Genomic DNA, 18,020 nt, shown 5'->3' with positions numbered 1-18,020 from the left:
GCGATCATAGCTATAGTGTTTTGCATTATTGTTCCCTCTTAAGAAGATAATATCATTAAGTAAATCGAAACTCAACAAAGTATCTCAAAAGAAACAATTTTAAAACTTCCAACTGGAGAAATGGAACTGATTCTGATAAAATAATCATATCAAGGAGATTAGGGAGGTTATGAGTAGCAAGAATGCAACTCACGGTTATTCAACGCACCCCTTAAGAGCCTCAAACAGCCGTCTCACTCCCGCAAATCCATAAGGCTGTTCATCCTGGTTCCACATCAGCCCCGGACAGTCCTGATGATAATAAAGGGCATCCTTTCCTATTGTGATATTCACTCCACTCTGTGCCGGATCGTAGTAGATCATGGTCGGTTCCATATTGGAAAATACTCTCGTATCAGGACTCAAAAGTGCCAGCTGTTTCATATAAACAAAGTTCTCCACCGTGATCGTTCCATAGATCTCCGGAACCTTAAATCCATACTTCAGAAGTGCCAGCGCCAATTCAAACGGATCTCCGTTCATACATTCTCCGACGGCAAAGGATGCATCCGGACATACTTTACGGAAATCTTCTACCGCCTGCTCGGCTGTCCTTCGATATTCCTCTGTATCAAACTTCACTCCAAGTACTGACGCCAGTGCCTGATACTGATTCTGTATCTTATCTGTCTGATACAGCCGCCGAAGTTCAATGAACGGAATGTTTAATCTGTCATTAAAATCCTCTGCTGCGAAGCGTGATTCCTGGTGAAGCACCAGGTTAAAATTCGCCTCCGACATGGTCTTGTATTCTTCAAAATCTCTGCATCTGGATATCTCATGGATTGTCTTAATCCCCGCGCCATGAAGCAGTTCATACAGCTCACAGTCGTCCACAAGCGGCGAAAAAAATCCCAGGAGATTGACCACATTTCCTTTCTTTTTTGCCGGTTCAAGAAGGGAATATAAAGACTGTCTTACATGCACCATCGGCGGTTTTCTTCCCTCTCTGGTCAGTGCATACATATAGCACGGACGCACCGGAAGTCCTACTTTTTCCTCCGCCTTGCGGCAGACACGTTCCATATCTGTACCGAGAAGTGCATCCACACAGGTGATACAGATCATCACAACGGAGGGCTTCTTCTCAAGACCTTCGCAGATTTCCACCACTGCTTTGGGGATCTTTTTGAGATGACGTCCTGTCACAATATCTGTCTCATCCATCATCAGATAAAAGAAACGGTTGTCATATTCACGCATGGAACTGATCAGTGATGTATTTCGCCCGCAGCATCCCGGTGCCACGATCAGCATGATCGAATCCGGAACGGCAAGTCCGGCTCTCTTCACACCAAATCCTTCTGCTCCCGGAGAGTTGAAGGCAAGGGTTGCCGGAGAGCTGTAGATCAGATGCATATTGGATTTAAACTGATCCGGGATATTGTCTTTTCCACGCTCATTCAGTTCTTTTACGGTACAATAATAGGCTCTGCTCATTCTTCTTCCTCAGCTTTCAAAAGCATTTCTGCCAGGTCAAAAAATCTCCTGCTGATCTCGGACTCTGAATCTCCCTCGATCACTGTTTTGCCCTGATCTTCCCAGCGGATGATCTCATCGCTTCTCGGTATCTCCCCTACGATCGGGATGCCGGCCTCCTTTGCAAATGCCTGTACTTTTTCTGTTTCATTTTCTACATTCCGGTGATTCAGTACGATACCGAAAATCCTTGCATAGCTTCTGTCTTCAAAGTTCCGCACCGCGCTGGAAATGTTGTTTGCCGCATACAGGGCCATCTTTTCTCCTGAGGTCACGATGAGGACTTTTTCCGCATACCCCTCACGGATCGGGGCCGCAAATCCACCGCAGACCACATCTCCCAGCACATCGTAGAGTACGACATCCGGCTTATATGTTTCAAATAACCGCAGGTCCTCTAGCAACTGAAAGGTTGCTATGATCCCTCTTCCGGCACAGCCAAGTCCGGGTGTGGGACCTCCGGTTTCAATACAGAGAACACCGCCGAATCCCTCTCTGGAAATGTCCTCCAGTGTCTCCGGTTCCTCATCTTCTTCCCGCATATAATTCATTACCGGGCGAAGCGGTTCTCCGCCAAGCAGGTTGATCGTGGAATCTGCCTTCGGGTCACAGCCGATCTGGATAACCTTCTTGCCCATGGACGCAAAAGCCGCTGCCAGGTTGGAAGTCACCGTTGATTTTCCGATACCGCCCTTTCCATAGATTGCTACTTTCAACATTTGTAAACTCCTCCCCATATGTCAAAACAGCCTCTGAATATTGGCCGCTCGAATTGTGTGTATTATCTTTTATAACAATCCCGCAAACAACCGCATGAACAGCTGTCCCAGGCGCAGATATGCACTGCGTCCCACGCGGTATTTCTCAGTGACCTCACGACACTCTTTCATCGTCGCCTCCAGGTCATTCCGGATATCCAGAACCGCATCACAGTCTGTCATAAAGCATCCGTTTTCAAAGTGGTGATACAGGCTTCGATAATCCAGATTGATGGTTCCGCAGGTCGCCATACAGTCATCTGCAACGCTCATCTTGGCGTGACAGAATCCCGGTGTCCATTCATAAATACGGACTCCGTCCTTGACCAGTCCGTGATAGAAGGATCGTGTTATATTGTAGATCTGTTTTTTGTCCGGAATACCCGGAGTAATGATCCTGACGTCTACGCCACGCTTGGCTGCAAGTGTCAGCGCATGTGTCATTTCATCCGTAATGATCAGGTACGGTGTCATGAACCAGCAGTATTTTTCCGCCTTATTCACCATGCTGATGTAAACTTCCTCTCCCACCTGTTCGTTGTCCAGAGGACTGTCGGCATATGGCTGTATAAATCCAGTCTGCTGTGCTTCATATGGATATTTCGGAAGAAATTGTTCAAAATCCGTATCATTTTCATCTTTGTCACTGACTGCATTCCACATCTCAAGAAAGATCACTGTCAGGGAACGTACCGCATCACCCTCCAGACGGATACCCGTATCCTTCCACTGTCCGTAAGGGTGTGTCAGATTGAAATACTCATTTGCAAGGTTATATCCGCCTGTAAATCCGACTTTGCCGTCGATCACGGTGATCTTTCGGTGGTCACGGTTGTTCAGAAACAGATTCAGACCTGGCATAAACGGGTTAAACACACGACAGCGGATTCCGACTGCTTCCATCTTTTTTGTAAAGTCTGTATTGATAAAGCCAATCGAGCCCATATCGTCATAGAATACCCTTACCTCCACGCCGGCCTTTACCCGGTCTTCCAGCACCTGCTGAATCCGGTGCCAGGCCTCGGCATCCTCAATTGCATGGTATTCCATAAAGATAAACTGCTCTGCTTTTGCCAGATCCTGAAGCTGTGCTTCCAGTCCCTTTGCCGCCTCATCAAAATAGGTCACATCTGTATTCTGATACACCGGATACGCAGCATTTCTGTGGATATAGGAAGAAATATTTCCGGCTTTTGGAATTTTCTGCTGAAGTTTTTCCTGAATCTTTCTGTTCTCCGGGAGCAGCGGCAAAAGCTGTTCGTCGATTTTCTGATAACGTCTCCTCATCTTTTCGGTACCACCGTTCAGACCGACCAGAAGATACAGTCCAAGTCCCATGATCGGGAACATGAGGATCAGAAGGATCCAGGGAACTTTGATCGTCGAGGTAACCGGTGATGCATACATATTCAAAATAACGATCACGCCCACAACTCTCGTGAGAAGATTGACTGCCTCTGCATATCTGTTGAGTTTTGTAAACATTAAAATAATAAAGATTACTTCCAGCAGGATACATATCACCGAAAAAACAAGCCTGGTGACTCCATTCTTCGTCTTTGCCCTGCCTTCTACCGTAGTAGATTTCATAAAATCCCACCCCTTCTTTCCTGCGGCCAAAGTGAACCTGCAGTATGATAGTGAAACACATCATAGCACTTTATGTCGAATCCGTAAATACATCTTTTGCACTGTAGATTTAAAAAAGGAGCGATGCTCCTATCAACATCGCTCCCTGTAATTACTCTTTTACACTCAGACGCACCAGTGCTCTCTGAAGCTTGGCAGATGCCATCTTGTATTCCTGGTCGGTGAGACCGCCCTTGGCAATCATCTCCTCGGCCCGTTTTCTGGCTGCCTGTGCACGTTCTTCATTGATATCTTCTTTCCACTCCCAGGTGGTTGCAAGAAGACGACAGGTCCCGTTCATCACAGAAAGCATCCCACCGATGCAGGCTGCAGTCCGTCTGATCCCGTCCTCCATAACTACACTGGCTTCACCCATGCCAAGAGCGGTACAGAAGTTGCAGTGTCTTGCAAGAATGGCGATATCTCCGCCGATGCTTCTGCAGACCACCCGCTCCACATTGCCTTCAAAAAGCAGTCCGTCCGGTGTTCCGATCCGTAAAGGGAAGGTACTCATAAGCCACCTCCTTTACTGTTTCTTGGCTTTTTCAAATACTTCATCGATGGTTCCTGCAAACAGGAAGTAGCTCTCCGGGATGTCATCGCATTCGCCGTCAAGGATCATCCTGAAGCCTCTTAAGGTTTCCTTCAGAGGAACATATTTACCAGGCATACCTGTGAACTGTTCTGCTACAGAGAAGCTCTGTGACAGATATCTCTGAACTTTACGTGCACGGTTTACCGTACGCTTATCTTCCTCAGAAAGCTCATCCATACCCATGATGGCAATGATATCCTGAAGTTCTTTGTAACGCTGAAGCACACGCTGTACAGATCTCGCGATCTCATAATGCTCTTTTCCGACAATCTCAGGCGAAAGGATACGGCTTGTGGAATCCAGCGGATCTACTGCCGGGTAGATACCCTGACTGGAGATCTCACGGGAAAGTACCGTCGTAGCATCCAGATGTGAGAATGTCGTTGCCGGAGCCGGGTCCGTAAGGTCATCGGCAGGCACATAAACAGCCTGTACGGATGTGATGGAACCCTTTCTTGTGGATGTGATACGCTCCTGTAAATTACCCATTTCTGTTGCCAGTGTCGGCTGATATCCTACAGCTGACGGCATACGTCCGAGAAGTGCGGATACCTCAGAACCGGCCTGTGTGAAACGGAAAATATTGTCAATGAAAAGAAGCACATCCTGGTTCTTCTCATCACGGAAATATTCCGCCATGGTAAGACCGGAAAGACCGACTCTCATACGTGCTCCAGGCGGCTCATTCATCTGACCGTAAACCAGAGCAGTTTTGTCGATAACTCCACTTTCTTTCATTTCATTATAAAGGTCATTTCCCTCACGGGTACGCTCTCCAACACCTGTAAATACAGACAGACCACCGTGAGCAGTAGCTACATTGTGGATCAGCTCCATGATAAGAACTGTTTTTCCTACGCCTGCACCACCGAACAGACCGATCTTACCACCCTTTGCATATGGGCAGATCAGATCAACGACCTTGATACCTGTCTCCAGGATCTCTGTTGCCGGCATCTGTTCTTCATAGGAAGGAGCCGGACGATGGATGGACCAGCGTTCCTTCGCCTCCGGAGCCGGCTGGTTATCTACCGGGTCTCCAAGAAGATTGAATACTCGTCCCAGGCAGGCATCTCCTACCGGAACTGTGATCGGGCCGCCGGTATCTACCGCCTTCGTGCCCCGGACAAGACCATCGGTAGAGTTCATGGCAATACATCTTACGACATCATCACCAATCTGCTGCGCTACCTCGGCTGTCAGCTTTGCGCCGTCTGATTCTATTTCTATGGCATTGAGAAGAGCCGGAAGTTCATCGTGCGCAAAGCGGATATCCAGAACCGGACCGATGACCTGTACTACTTCGCCAATGTGTTTTTCACTCATGTTTTAAGTCTCCTATGCTAAATTAAGCCCCTTTAAAGCCCTTCCGCACCTGCAACAATCTCCGTGATCTCCTGCGTGATGCTGGCCTGTCGTGCTCTGTTGTAATACAGATTCAATTTATCGATCATCTCTTCTGCATTACTTGTCGCAGCATCCATAGCCATACGTCTGGCCGCAAGTTCACTTGCTGTACTCTCACATACACCACCGTAAACAAGTCCCGCCAGATATTCCGGAACAATAGCGTCAAACACAACCTCTGCATTCGGCTCATAGAGGATCAGATTTTTCGTATCTACTCTGCCGCCGCTTTCTTCTCTGATATCTGTCATCGGAAGTATGGAAAATACATCCGGCTGCTGAGAAAGCATCGATGCAAAAACGGTATAACATAATTCGACATGCCCAAATGTTCCCTTGCGGAATTCTTCACAAAGCAGATTCGCTATTTCAAAACAGTCCGCCACCGAAATACCTGCGATCTCCGCAAAACGGTCTGTCAGGCATTCCACACCTCTCTGTCTGAAATATTCTACTGCCTTCTTTCCAATCGGCAGAACCACATAGTCCTTACCTTCAGCTGCCGCCTCCAGACATTTAAAAAGATTGGCATTATATCCTCCCGCCAGACCTCTGTCACCGGCGATCACCACATAACAGCAACGGGGATTCGATGACTCTCTGGCATATACGGAGGAAAAATCCGTGTTTTCTCTTGCAATGTCCTTCAGTGTATCATGCAGTTCTGTAAAGTACGGACGACAGGTTTCTGCACGTTCCTTTGCCTTACGCAGTTTGGAGGATGCAACAAGCTCCATGGCCTTGGTAATCTGCATCGTACTTTGTACGCTTTTGATACGCAGCTTTACCGCTTTCATATTTCCAGCCATATGATTATACCCTCCTAATCACATTATTTGTCAGGTCTTGTATTCAGGAAATTCTCTGTATACGCTTCCAGTACATGACGCAGTTTTTCTTCTGTTTCCGGCTCCAGTTTGCCTGTAGAGCTGATAAGCTGCATCACTTCCAGACCAGCTGCATCTGCATCAAGATAGGTGTACAGTCCTGATTCATATTCACTTACGTCTTCAACGTTGACTTTTTTGAGGATGCCCTTGGTTACCGCATAAAGGATCGCTACCTGCTTCTCTACCGGAACCGGTGCATTCTGGCTCTGTTTCAGAACTTCTACGATACGTGCACCCTGTTCCAGACGAGCCTTGGTATCCGCATCCAGATCGGAACCGAACTGGGCAAAGCTCTGCAGTTCACGATACTGAGAATAGATCAGCTTCAGAGTTCCGGCAACCTTCTTCATAGCCTTGATCTGCGCATCTCCACCAACTCGTGATACAGAAATACCAGGGTTTACCGCCGGCATGATACCGGAGTGGAAAAGCTCTGTTTCCAGGAAGATCTGTCCGTCTGTAATAGAAATTACGTTTGTCGGAATATAGGCAGATACATCACCTGCCTGTGTTTCGATGATCGGCAGCGCTGTCAAAGAACCGCCGCCATGCTCGTCGTCAAGCTTCGCTGCGCGCTCAAGCAGTCTGGAATGCAGATAAAAAACATCTCCAGGATATGCCTCACGTCCAGGCGGACGACGGATCAGAAGGGAAAGTGCACGGTACGCAACCGCATGCTTACTCAGATCATCATAAATGATCAATACATCTTTTCCCTGGTTCATAAAGTATTCACCCATTGCACAGCCTGAATACGGTGCAATGTACTGCAGCGGGCTGGACTCAGAAGCTGTCGCAGCCACTACGATCGTATAGTCCATAGCACCGTTTCTGGTAAGATTCTCTACCAGAGATGCTACTGTAGATCTTTTCTGTCCGATTGCAACATATATACAGATTACATCCTTACCCTTCTGGTTGATGATCGTATCTGTTGCAATGGTTGTCTTTCCTGTCTGACGGTCACCGATGATCAGCTCACGCTGGCCGCGTCCGATCGGGATCATAGAGTCGATCGCCTTGATACCTGTCTGAAGAGGCTGATATACAGATCGTCTCTCACAGATTCCAGGGGCTTTGCTCTCTACCGGTCGAAATTCTTTTGTATCGATCGGGCCTGCACCATCAATAGGCTGACCAAGTGCATTCACTACTCGTCCGATCATAGCCTCGCCGACCGGCACAGACACAACCTTGCCTGTACGCTTTACGGTCTGGCCTTCACCGATATTCTCATCGGAGCCAAATATTACAATAGAAACACTGTTTTCTTCCAGGTTCTGTGCCATACCGAAATTTCCATCCTCAAATTCCAGCAGCTCACCTGCCATACAGTTTACGAGTCCGCTGGCACGTGCGATTCCGTCGCCAACCATAAGGATCGTACCTGTTTCATTCTGCTGTATCGCATTCTCATAATATTTTATCTGGCTTCGGATGACTTTGGATATTTCTTCAGGTTTTAATTGCATGCGTCCATTCCATCCTTTAACATTTTATATGTTACTGTTTCTTTCGCACACAGTAACGTTTGTTTTTGTAATACTACAACTGTGTAGTTTCCAGTCGTTTTGAGATATCCGAAATACGTCCCTGTACCGTTCCGTCAAGCTGTACGCCTTCCATCTCCACGCGGAGTCCTGCGAGTACGGTCGGGTCTGTCTTCTGTACCAGATGGATTTTTTTGCCGTTAAGCTTCTCAAGTTTTGCCCTGAGTGCCTCCATCTGTTCTTCCTTAAGTCTGATGGCACTTGTCACTACCGCTTCTACAATACCGTGATCAGCATTGTATCTTCTGGTAAATTCCTCGCAGCAGCCTGCAAACTCACGTAAAAGCTTTTTCTCGCATAAAAGCTTGAGAAAATTGAGAAGATACGGCTCTGCCTGTCCGCCAAAGGCTTCATCGAGAAGTTTCATCCTCTCGTCCTGCGGAATAGCCGGCTCTCCCAGTAATTTCAGATATCCTGGATTCTCCCGGAAAATCTGCCTGATTTCATTCATCTGCTCCATGATCTGTCCATCGAGCTTTTCTTCGGCAGCAAGATCATACAAGCTGCCCCCATAGACTCTGGCAGCCTGTGTCATGATGCCTCACCTACATTCTCAATAAAATCATTAATCAGTTTTGTGTGATCCTCTTCATTAAGTTCGCGCTCGATTACCTTACCGGCGATCTCGACAGCCATGCCGCCAATCTCTCCTTTGATCTCATTGACAGCCTTGCGTCTCTCCTGTGCGATGTCCTTCTCTGCCTTTTCCTTCATGGCAGTTACCTGGCTGGAAGCTTCCCTGATCATTTCCTCACTCTGGACAGCAGCTGTTTTCTGCGCTGTCTTGACGATCTCATTTGCCTTATCTCTGGCTTCCTGCATGTTTTTCTCGTACTCGGATTTCATTGCCTGTGCTTCTTCCTTCGCCTTCACTGCATCCTGGATCTCCGCATCGGCTTTGGCCCTGCGCTTCTCCAGCATTTCATTGACCGGCTTAAAAAGAAATCGTTTGATGAGATACACCTGAATAAAAAGGTTGCAAATCGTCGCTATAAAATTCCACGGCACAATTCCTACTAATTCCTGTACCTGCATGTTTGTAACCTCCTGTTGTCACTGCCCGCTTATGCTGGCAGTTATCTCCTGTCCTGCTGTGATGCGTTCTTATCTGACACATCCGTTACTGTTTTCCTGATCAGCCCAGGAAGTTCATAAACATACCAGGTGCTACGAAGATAAGGAGCAGACCGGTTACGAAACCATAAATACCGGTTGTCTCTGCGATAGCACAACCAAGAAGCATGGTAGATGTAACATCACCCTTGCATTCTGGCTGACGTCCGATTGCTTCCAATGCACTTGCAACTGCATTACCTTCACCGATACCAGGGCCAATACCTGCGATCAGCGCACATCCTGCTCCAATTGCACAACCTGCTAATGCGATACCTTTTGCTAATAACTGAAAATCCATAATAAAAACCTCCTGTAATAAAATTGTCTCCGGATATTCCCATATACCCGGGATCCCTTATCTGCTGCTGTTCATCTCCTAACAACAGTTTTTATTCCTCTGCTGCATTTGCGATATACATAACCGTCAGCATACAGAAAATAAATGCCTGCATAATTCCTGAGAACCAGTCGAAATATACAGATAAAATAGCCGGTACACCTACATCAAGAATAGGTATCTGTGACAACACATCGCCCACAAGTCCCGGGATCAGTCCCAGGAGTGCGGAACTTGCCACTGCCAGCGCCCCATAAATCAGACCATTGATAACGACACCTGATAAAATGTTTCCGAAATGACGGCACGCCATACTTACCGGTGTTGCCAGTTCAGAAAGAACATTAAATGGTGTCATAACCGGAATCGGCTGTGTAAATCCCTTTAAGTAGCCGCCGAATCCACTAGTCTTGATCTTCTGCGCGGTGATCATGATAAATACCACAACCGCCCACGCTGCCTCTGTAGACAGATCCGATGTCGGACTTCGAAGTCCCACAAGGCTGATCAGGTTCGATACCACACTTGTCGCAAAAAGTGCCGCGACAAACGGAATCATGTACCTGAACTTCTCACCCATGTTTCCGACAACAAATTTATTCGCCGTCTCCACCAGAAGTTCTGCTACAGCCTGCCGTTTGGAAATATTTTCCTCCTTAAGATCATGCGTCAGCCAGATACACACTCCTGTGATCAGCAGCATAACGATCCAGCTTACTACCATGGTCTCACTGATTCTTAAAGGTCCCAGAACCGGCAGGTCAATGGGTAAAGTAAAAAGTATCTTCGCCCCATTAATATCCAGTTCCATACATTCACTCACCTCCTGTCTTGTTCAGATTTTCCCCTCCTAGTTTTTGTTATGAAATATCCCCACGATCTTGATTCCCGTTCCCGGAAATAAGAGTGGAGCAATTCCCGCTACAAAATGGAAGCACGGTGCAACGATCGCTGCGATCACCCACAACATCATCATCAAAAAACGCTGTGAATAACTTGCTTTGAGTTTCATTCTCGCAGTTCCCTCATCTGTCGCTGAAGCTGCCTTCTGAACAGCCAGTCCCATCAGAAAGAAATTCATGACTGCGATCAGTCCTCCTCCGATGCCTCCCAGAAATACGGTATAATCCAACGGCACTTTGTCCGGCATTGCAAAGTGAAGTCCTGCAAAAAGGATCCACATCAGAACCAGACCGACTGCCGTGATCATGGCTACTCTCCTTGTTTCTTTTTTTACTGCCGGCTGCACCTTATCGAATATACTGCTCATAATTTCTTTATTCCTTTCATTTATTCTGTCCGTCATATCGCTGTTTATGAATGTCTGTTGAAATATATTTTATTTTTTTTGTGCTTTTTCTTCTCCTGTTTGTTTACAGAAAGATAAAACTTATATGCCACAGTCGCCGATCCGCCCATCCCAAAGAAAAATCCCGGAATATAGACCCAGCCTCCGACACCGGTCCTGGAAGTAATAAACCAGCAGAGTGCCAGGCACAGCAGAAGCGGTGTGATAAATGACAGTCCCAGCTGGGACAGCATTGTGACATTACGCAGGATTTCTGACCACTGTTTCAATAGCATTCTCCTTTTTTACTAATTTTTTGTCAGTTTTTCTTTTACACATAGTCAAATTTTACCACATTAATGTAAAAATCTCAATCCATTTGTACAAATTATTCAAATAATTTTGTTATCCTAACAAAGTTTTTGTTATCATTATATCATTCCCGTCTTTTTGCTGTCATGTAACAAAAAAGAGGTTCTGTCCCAAAATGAGACAAAACCTCCTCGGTGTAATACAGGGTTGTTAATGCACTTCAACTTTGGCACCGATGGAAGATGCCAAAATTGAAATTGTCTTTCCAACTTTTGTTTTTTGTGCTATGCTACTTGATACGACAATATTAAATTCTGAAATACATCTGATATATACTATCCAACTACAAAACTCACGGAGATAATCATTATGAAAACACAAACCAACACCCCCAATATGGAGACGGGAAGTATCCCCAGACTCCTTGCGCAGCTGGCGGTTCCGGCAGTTGTCGCACAGATCATCAACCTGCTTTATAACATTGTAGACCGTATTTACATCGGTCACATTCCGGAGATCGGAGCTGCCGCACTGACCGGCGTCGGACTTTTTGCCCCGATTCTGATGCTGCTGAATGCATTCGCCATGCTCGTCGGTTCCGGCGGTGCCCCGCGTGCAGCCATCGCAATGGGAAAGAAGGATAACGATCTGGCAGAGAAAATCCTCGGAAACTGTTTTACTTTATTAGTCGGTCTGTCAATTATACTGACTATCGTATTTTATGTAAGTGCACCGACGCTGCTCAGACTCTTCGGTGCCAGCGATGTCACCTTAACCTACGCATCTGACTATGCCAGAATCTATATTCTGGGAAGCTTTTTTGTCCTGATCGTACTGGGCATGAATACCTTCATTACCACTCAGGGCTTTGCCAGAATCAGTATGATGACTACAGTCATTGGTGCTGTTATCAATATCATCCTGGATCCAATTTTTATTTTTGTTCTTGGCATGGGCGTAAAGGGTGCAGCACTTGCCACTGTTCTCAGCCAGTCCGTAGGAGCTGTGTGGATCCTCCGCTTTCTGACCGGAAAGAAAACGATCCTTCGCCTGAAACGAAGCAATATGCATCTGGAACTCAAGGTTTTTGGTCCCTGCCTTGCTCTTGGCATTTCTACCTTTGTCATGCTGTCAACAGAAAGTCTTCTGTCGATCAGCTTTACCAGCAGTCTTTCCAGATTCGGCGGTGATGTGGCTGTCGGGGCAATGACGATCATTACCAGTATCAGCCAGCTTGTCTCTCTTCCGCTTCAGGGAATCTGCCAGGGCGGACAGCCGATCATCAGCTACAACTTTGGTGCCAATAAGCCAGACCGTGTAAAGAAAGCATTTTTCACACAGTTCTGTACCTGCATCATCTACACATCTGCCTTCTGTCTTGTCGTGATGATTTTTCCAAAGGCATTTGCAGCAATCTTTACTTCAGATAAGGAACTTGTAACATACGCTTCCTGGGCACTCCGCATCTACATGGCCGGAATCTTCTCTATTGGCTTCCAGGTAAGCTGCCAGCAGAGCTTTATGGCCCTCGGCCAGGCGAAAGTCAGTCTGCTTCTTGCCTGCCTGCGTAAGATCATCCTGCTGATACCTCTGATTTTCATACTGCCGAATTTCTTCGACAATAAAGTTTTTGCTGTATTTCTTGCAGAACCGGTAAGCGATATTATAGCTGCTACTGTGACAACGATCACCTTCTTTACACTGTTTAATTCCATTCTTAAGAAAGATAAAAGATAACTATTCACAATAATGATAAAAGAAACCCGGGGCCTGCCGCCTCGGGTTTTGCTTACTGCAATTTTTTTATTTATTGAATTTTATAATACATACATCCCATGCTGACAGGTGAATTTCACGCTTAGTACTATCAGCACTTCCAAGTATCACTTCAAAATTATCCGCTGCTTCAACTCTTTGCTCTTCCCAGGAATAATTCAGATAGAAACGAATCTTTTCGCCCTTTGCATTGATTCCCTCACGCACGATCACCGGGAATTTCTCCGGAGCTGCTGCATTTATACCAGACTGAGCCAGAATCTTTATCAACATCTGCTGCAGGTAATGTTCTTCAAACATACATCCGATATACCAGGCATTTCCTCTTTCATATGTATGATGTGTAACTGCGGCATACTTTTTCCAGTTCGGATGCTGATATGCAGAAATGATTTCTGCACCATCAGGAATCAGGAGTTCCATGAAGGTCTCTGCCTCTGGTTCACTGCCCTCAAACCCTGTCAGAGTGACATTCTCCGGGAACGTAAACTGCTGATAATACATACCAAAGACTTCACTTAAGATATGTGGCTGTCTGTCAGGATACACTTTTACATTTTCGTTGGCAAAAGCGGTCTTGAACGTCGCAATCAATGTACCGCCCTGAGCAGTATACTCTTTCAGATGTGTGAGGATTTTTTCATCTGCGGTGTACATGGCCGGAAGGATGATTGCCTGGTATTTCTCAATGTTTTCGCTCTCTTCCCATATAATGTCACACTCGATATTTACTTTGTAAAGTGCATCGTAGATCCAGCGGACAACATCATTATAACCAATTCCATTATCTCCTGCTGCACTGGCTTCGATTCCAAACCATTTAAGTGCAGTCAGAGCCTCATTGTTCACCATGATCGCAACTTTGTTATCTTTCTTAAAGCCTGATAAGACAGGTGAAAGTTTCTTAAACTCGCTGCCTATGATACACGTCTCTCGATATACGGCATTTTCTTCCATATCATGGCTCAGAAGACCTTTCCAATAAGTCTCAAAAGAGTTATGGATTGAATGCCAGTGCCAGTACATCACACCAAGAGCACCGGAGGCCAGATGGCTGTATGCCTGCAGGCGAAGCTGTCCATCATATGGTGTCCATCCCGGATAGCCCTGTGCTTCTGTTTCCAGAACCAGGTAGTTGTCATTTTTGAGACAGCGGATCAGATCACCACCAAATGCGATCTCTGCACCACTCAGGTGATCCTGGGTCGGATGATAAATATCCGTTCCTGCCATAGTCAGATGTTTTGCACATTTAAAATGGTTTACATCCGGCTGCACGCCGTAGGAATATCCTCTCCACTCAAAATCCAGATTGTGAGTGATAAACTGGTCTTCTCTCTTATATTCTGAAACAATCTCTGCCTGCCAGCCAAGGAATTCTTCCACCAGACTTCTCTGGTATTTTGCAAACTCTGCCCCCAGACTTCCATTGATCGTACCGCGCACATCCGGAAAATCTTCCCAGGCATTGATGCGATTGCTCCAGTAATCCAGACCGAATTCATGATTCATGGCATCCAGATCATTATGAAATTTCTCCCGGAGATATTTCACAAAACCAAGCTGCACATTCTTGCCTGCAGTTCCATAATATTTCGTTTCATTATCAAGCTGGAATCCGATCACACATTTGCGGTGTGCTGAAACTTCCATCAATTTACGGATGACTCTTTCCGCATAATAACGATAGACCGGATGAGTGATGTCCATGATCTGTCTCTCACCATAGATTCCTCTGCCTTTGACCGTCTCCGCCAGCACACCCGGATATGCCTTCACCATCCAGGTCGGTACTGCATAAGTCGGAGTCCCTATGATTACGTTAATTTCCGCCTCTTCCATCGCATCCATTACACGGATCACATGTGAAAAGTCAAAAACTCCTTCCTGCGGTTCGCAGGTGCTCCATGTGGATTCTGCGATCCGAACCGTATTGATCCCGGCTTTTTTCATCATGGCAACATCTTTTGCCAGCCGTTCATACGGCATATACTCATCGTAATACGCTGCCCCATAGAGTAATTCCCTCATACACAATACCCCTCTCATTCGATTTTTCACATATATATCTTTCACATCTTTCTACATCAATAATAAACTGTTTTATCCCTTCTATGCAACTCTTTTATTGTTACTGTTCAAAAATATGTTAATGTTCACTCCAACGGCCCTGGCAATCAGTCCTCTCTCTGATTATCTGCTTGGATTGGATGATCCTCTTCCGTATATTTCTCTATTTCTGTCGTTGTTACCCGTTTGATATGTTGTTTTTTCAGGTGCAGATATACGTATTCCCGAAAAATAGTATAAAATACCGACAGCAGTGGGATGAAAACAAGCATGCCTACAATCCCCATAAGATTTCCACCGATTGTAACTGCTGCCAGCACCCAGATTGATGGAAGCCCTACAGATTCACCAACAACATGCGGATAGATCAGATTTCCTTCAATCTGCTGCAGCACCAGAAATACTATTATAAATAAAATTGCCTGCTTCGGGCTTACCATAAAGATCAAAAAGCCTCCTACTGCACATCCGATGAAAGCCCCGAAAATAGGAATCAATGCTGTAAATGCAATTAACACTCCAATCAAAAGTGCATATGGCATCCTCAAAATACTCAGTGTGATAACAAACATACATCCGAGAATCACAGCTTCCAGGCACTGACCTGTAAGAAAGTTTGCAAATGTCCGATATGTCAGAGAACAGACTTTAAGAAAAGCATCTGCTTTTTGTTGTGGAAGAAATGCGAAAAATACTTTTCTGATCTGTAAGTGCAGCTTTTCTTTCTGAAAAAGGACATAACAGGCAAAAGAAAAGGCAATAAAAAAAGTCGCTAATCCACTGACTATGGAACCCACAGCTGACATCGTCGTATTCATCATATTTCCGGCACCGTTGCCAAGAAGACTTATTCCCCACCTGATTGCCTGATCCGGATCAAACTGTATCTGATCTACCAGTTTCATAATTTCCTGGTTATTATGGAAAAATTCTCGAATCCAGCTTTGCATCTGCGGAATAAAGTCAGAAATGCTCATCATCAAAGTTCCCATTGTTCGCGTAAGCTGCGGAATCACTCCGAACATCACCAATGCGATCACACCAACTATTAATACAATAGTAAGAAGCAGACTTGTTGGTCTTGCCAGTTTTCCTGCTATCTTATTTTCCTTTTTTACATTTTTAAAAATTGTCTTTTCCAAAAAGCTCATTGGCACATTCGTCAGAAATGCGATTGCTCCACCAAGTATAAACGGAAATATAATCCCCCATATTGCTTTCAACACACCGAGCACCACATCAAACTTCCACAGGGCAACCACAAGAAATGCCGTAAACACAATCAGCTCCCTGATTTTTTTTATAGATATTTTGCTTAAATCCACTATTTTCTCCTTTTTTTAATCTTTATCTGTTACTCAAAGCTTATTGACTGCTATGTAAAGTCACGACTGTTATTCTATCCTATCATTGAAAATGCCATAACCACAACTCCCAATATCACCAGAATTACTCCCGTCGCACGGTTCAATGTCTTTGGAGTTGCTTTGTTGGCAAATACCGCTGCGATTCTGGCCCAAAGAAATGTAAAGATTACACACAAAATCCATACCGACCAGTCTGGTGTACCGCCGATGGCGAAATGAGAGACTGCTCCGGTAAAAGCCGTGAAGGTCATAATAAATACGCTTGTTCCCACAGCTGTCTTCAATTCGTAACCAAGAACCGATGTCAGGATCAGAAGCATCATCATACCACCGCCGGCACCGATAAAACCACAGATAAAGCCTATCAAAATACCACAGATGACAGACTGCATGGCACGTTTTTTTGCAGATATCTGTGTCATGGCTTCCTTCGTAGTCATGACCGGACGAACGATAAATTTAATACCAAGAAGGAAGGTCATAAAAACAGAGAAGTTTCCCATTGTTGTGGATGGTACCAGGCTTGATACATAGCTTCCAAATATCGTAAACAACAGCACGGTAACCATCATGATCAGACCATTTTTCACATCCAGATTCTTATTTTTTCCATAGGTATATGCAGACACGGCACTCGCCAGTACATCCGAAGACAGGGCGATTCCCACTGCCATGTATGGATCCATTCCCAAAAAGGTAATCAGCATAGGACTGATAACCGCTGCCGCACTCATACCGGCGAATCCGGTACCAAGACCAGCACCCATACCAGCAAAAAATGTAACAATAACTGTTAATAAAATACTCATTTCTTTTTATTCTCCCTTTGATACATATTCAGATTTTTCTCTGTCTGTTCCATCACCCGTTCGAAGATTTTTCGTGACTCCTCAGGCACCCCGGAAAATAACATTTCGAAAAATACCCTCTGTATTTCACATCCCTGCTTCCATACGTGTGCTGCTTTCTCTGTACAGGTCAGTTCTGTCTTTCTCCGGTCTCCCGGCACCTCCCGGCGTTCGAGATATCCTTCCTGCACCAGTCGTTCCACATGGACAGATACCAGATTTGCCTTGATTCCACGAAACTTTACAATATCTGTAGCATTTTTGTACTGTGGATTATTTTTCAGAAACATCAGTATATCCATCGAAGTCTGCGGGATGCCAGTCTGCTGACACAGCGGACTGCACAGCTGGTTATAGAATTCTAGCAATTTGTGTACATATTCTATACTTACCATTTTGTCTTTTTCCTTTCTTATGTTTTTGAATTATTCATTTTTAGAATGTTCATTTTTGAAGTATTTTAGCACAAAGTTTTTCCCCATACAAGCTTAGATGTTCACTGGATTAAAAAAGCACATCTATGCCCTCAACAGGCATAAATGTGCTTTTCTTATGCATA

18 protein-coding genes are annotated in these 18,020 nt (G+C 45.4%); 1 reads left to right on the top strand and 17 read right to left on the bottom strand.

Going from position 1 to position 18,020, the window contains the following annotated elements; all coding sequences use genetic code 11:
* Nucleotides 1-195 precede the first annotated feature (195 nt).
* From GT674_RS06030 to GT674_RS05970, 13 genes are all read right to left on the bottom strand, one after another.
* Complete coding sequence (locus GT674_RS06030; RefSeq protein ID WP_161284870.1) at nt 196-1,479, bottom strand: nitrogenase component 1; 1,284 nt, start codon at nt 1,477-1,479, stop codon at nt 196-198.
* The gene (locus tag GT674_RS06025; RefSeq protein ID WP_161284869.1) at nt 1,476-2,237 is read right to left on the bottom strand and encodes a nucleotide-binding protein; all 762 of its coding nucleotides are present in this window, start codon (nt 2,235-2,237) and stop codon (nt 1,476-1,478) included. Before GT674_RS06025 ends, GT674_RS06030 begins: the two co-directional genes overlap by 4 nt.
* A 69-nt stretch (nt 2,238-2,306) precedes the next feature.
* Nucleotides 2,307-3,866: a cardiolipin synthase gene (cls, locus tag GT674_RS06020; RefSeq protein WP_161284868.1), complete on the bottom strand. Its 1,560-nt coding sequence runs from the start codon at nt 3,864-3,866 to the stop codon at nt 2,307-2,309.
* A 151-nt stretch (nt 3,867-4,017) separates the two neighbouring features.
* Complete coding sequence (atpC, locus tag GT674_RS06015) at nt 4,018-4,419, bottom strand: ATP synthase F1 subunit epsilon (protein WP_161284867.1); 402 nt, start codon at nt 4,417-4,419, stop codon at nt 4,018-4,020.
* A gap of 12 nt (nt 4,420-4,431) precedes the next feature.
* Nucleotides 4,432-5,826 carry a F0F1 ATP synthase subunit beta gene (gene atpD, locus GT674_RS06010; protein ID WP_161284866.1) on the bottom strand — a complete coding sequence of 465 codons (1,395 nt, stop codon included), beginning with the start codon at nt 5,824-5,826 and terminating at the stop codon, nt 4,432-4,434.
* Between the two features lie 32 nt (nt 5,827-5,858).
* Nucleotides 5,859-6,716, bottom strand: coding sequence for an ATP synthase F1 subunit gamma (atpG, locus tag GT674_RS06005; RefSeq protein ID WP_161284865.1), 858 nt, complete (start codon nt 6,714-6,716; stop codon nt 5,859-5,861).
* A 23-nt stretch (nt 6,717-6,739) separates the two neighbouring features.
* Nucleotides 6,740-8,269 carry a F0F1 ATP synthase subunit alpha gene (gene atpA, locus GT674_RS06000; RefSeq protein ID WP_161284864.1) on the bottom strand — a complete coding sequence of 510 codons (1,530 nt, stop codon included), beginning with the start codon at nt 8,267-8,269 and terminating at the stop codon, nt 6,740-6,742.
* Nucleotides 8,270-8,342: 73 nt separating this feature from the next.
* A complete protein-coding gene (gene atpH, locus GT674_RS05995) occupies nt 8,343-8,882 on the bottom strand; it encodes an ATP synthase F1 subunit delta (RefSeq protein ID WP_161284863.1) in 540 nt (179 codons plus the stop codon).
* Nucleotides 8,879-9,382: a F0F1 ATP synthase subunit B gene (atpF, locus tag GT674_RS05990; RefSeq protein ID WP_161284862.1), complete on the bottom strand. Its 504-nt coding sequence runs from the start codon at nt 9,380-9,382 to the stop codon at nt 8,879-8,881. Before atpF ends, atpH begins: the two co-directional genes overlap by 4 nt.
* A 100-nt stretch (nt 9,383-9,482) precedes the next feature.
* Nucleotides 9,483-9,764 (bottom strand): ATP synthase F0 subunit C, encoded by a 282-nt coding sequence (gene atpE, locus GT674_RS05985; RefSeq protein WP_161284917.1) that lies wholly within the window; start codon nt 9,762-9,764, stop codon nt 9,483-9,485.
* An 88-nt stretch (nt 9,765-9,852) separates the two neighbouring features.
* Nucleotides 9,853-10,611, bottom strand: a complete 759-nt coding sequence (locus GT674_RS05980) for a F0F1 ATP synthase subunit A (protein WP_161284861.1) — start codon at nt 10,609-10,611, stop codon at nt 9,853-9,855.
* Between the two features lie 39 nt (nt 10,612-10,650).
* Entirely contained in the window at nt 10,651-11,070 is a 420-nt protein-coding gene (locus GT674_RS05975) for a hypothetical protein (protein WP_161284860.1), read from the bottom strand.
* A gap of 44 nt (nt 11,071-11,114) precedes the next feature.
* The gene (locus GT674_RS05970) at nt 11,115-11,384 is read right to left on the bottom strand and encodes an AtpZ/AtpI family protein (protein ID WP_161284859.1); all 270 of its coding nucleotides are present in this window, start codon (nt 11,382-11,384) and stop codon (nt 11,115-11,117) included.
* 385 nt (nt 11,385-11,769) lie between these two features.
* Here GT674_RS05970 and GT674_RS05965 point away from each other — a divergent pair, with 385 nt between their 5' ends.
* Nucleotides 11,770-13,137: an MATE family efflux transporter gene (locus tag GT674_RS05965; RefSeq protein ID WP_161284858.1), complete on the top strand. Its 1,368-nt coding sequence runs from the start codon at nt 11,770-11,772 to the stop codon at nt 13,135-13,137.
* 66 nt (nt 13,138-13,203) lie between these two features.
* Here GT674_RS05965 and GT674_RS05960 read toward each other — a convergent pair whose 3' ends face one another.
* The 4 genes from GT674_RS05960 to GT674_RS05945 form a co-directional block, all read right to left on the bottom strand.
* Nucleotides 13,204-15,207, bottom strand: a complete 2,004-nt coding sequence (locus GT674_RS05960; RefSeq protein ID WP_161284857.1) for a beta-galactosidase — start codon at nt 15,205-15,207, stop codon at nt 13,204-13,206.
* Nucleotides 15,208-15,353: 146 nt separating this feature from the next.
* Nucleotides 15,354-16,571: an AI-2E family transporter gene (locus GT674_RS05955; protein WP_178629600.1), complete on the bottom strand. Its 1,218-nt coding sequence runs from the start codon at nt 16,569-16,571 to the stop codon at nt 15,354-15,356.
* Nucleotides 16,572-16,645: 74 nt separating this feature from the next.
* A complete protein-coding gene (locus GT674_RS05950) occupies nt 16,646-17,422 on the bottom strand; it encodes a sulfite exporter TauE/SafE family protein (RefSeq protein ID WP_161284856.1) in 777 nt (258 codons plus the stop codon).
* Entirely contained in the window at nt 17,419-17,856 is a 438-nt protein-coding gene (locus tag GT674_RS05945; protein ID WP_161284855.1) for a MarR family winged helix-turn-helix transcriptional regulator, read from the bottom strand. The genes GT674_RS05950 and GT674_RS05945 overlap by 4 nt, the downstream gene beginning before the upstream one ends.
* Between the last annotated feature and the right edge of the window lie 164 nt (nt 17,857-18,020).

It is taken from the genome of Blautia sp. BIOML-A1, from assembly GCF_009883055.1.
GTDB lineage: Bacteria > Bacillota > Clostridia > Lachnospirales > Lachnospiraceae > Blautia_A.
The sequence above is the reverse complement of the archived record's forward strand: the minus strand, read 5'-3'. Positions and strand labels throughout refer to the sequence as shown.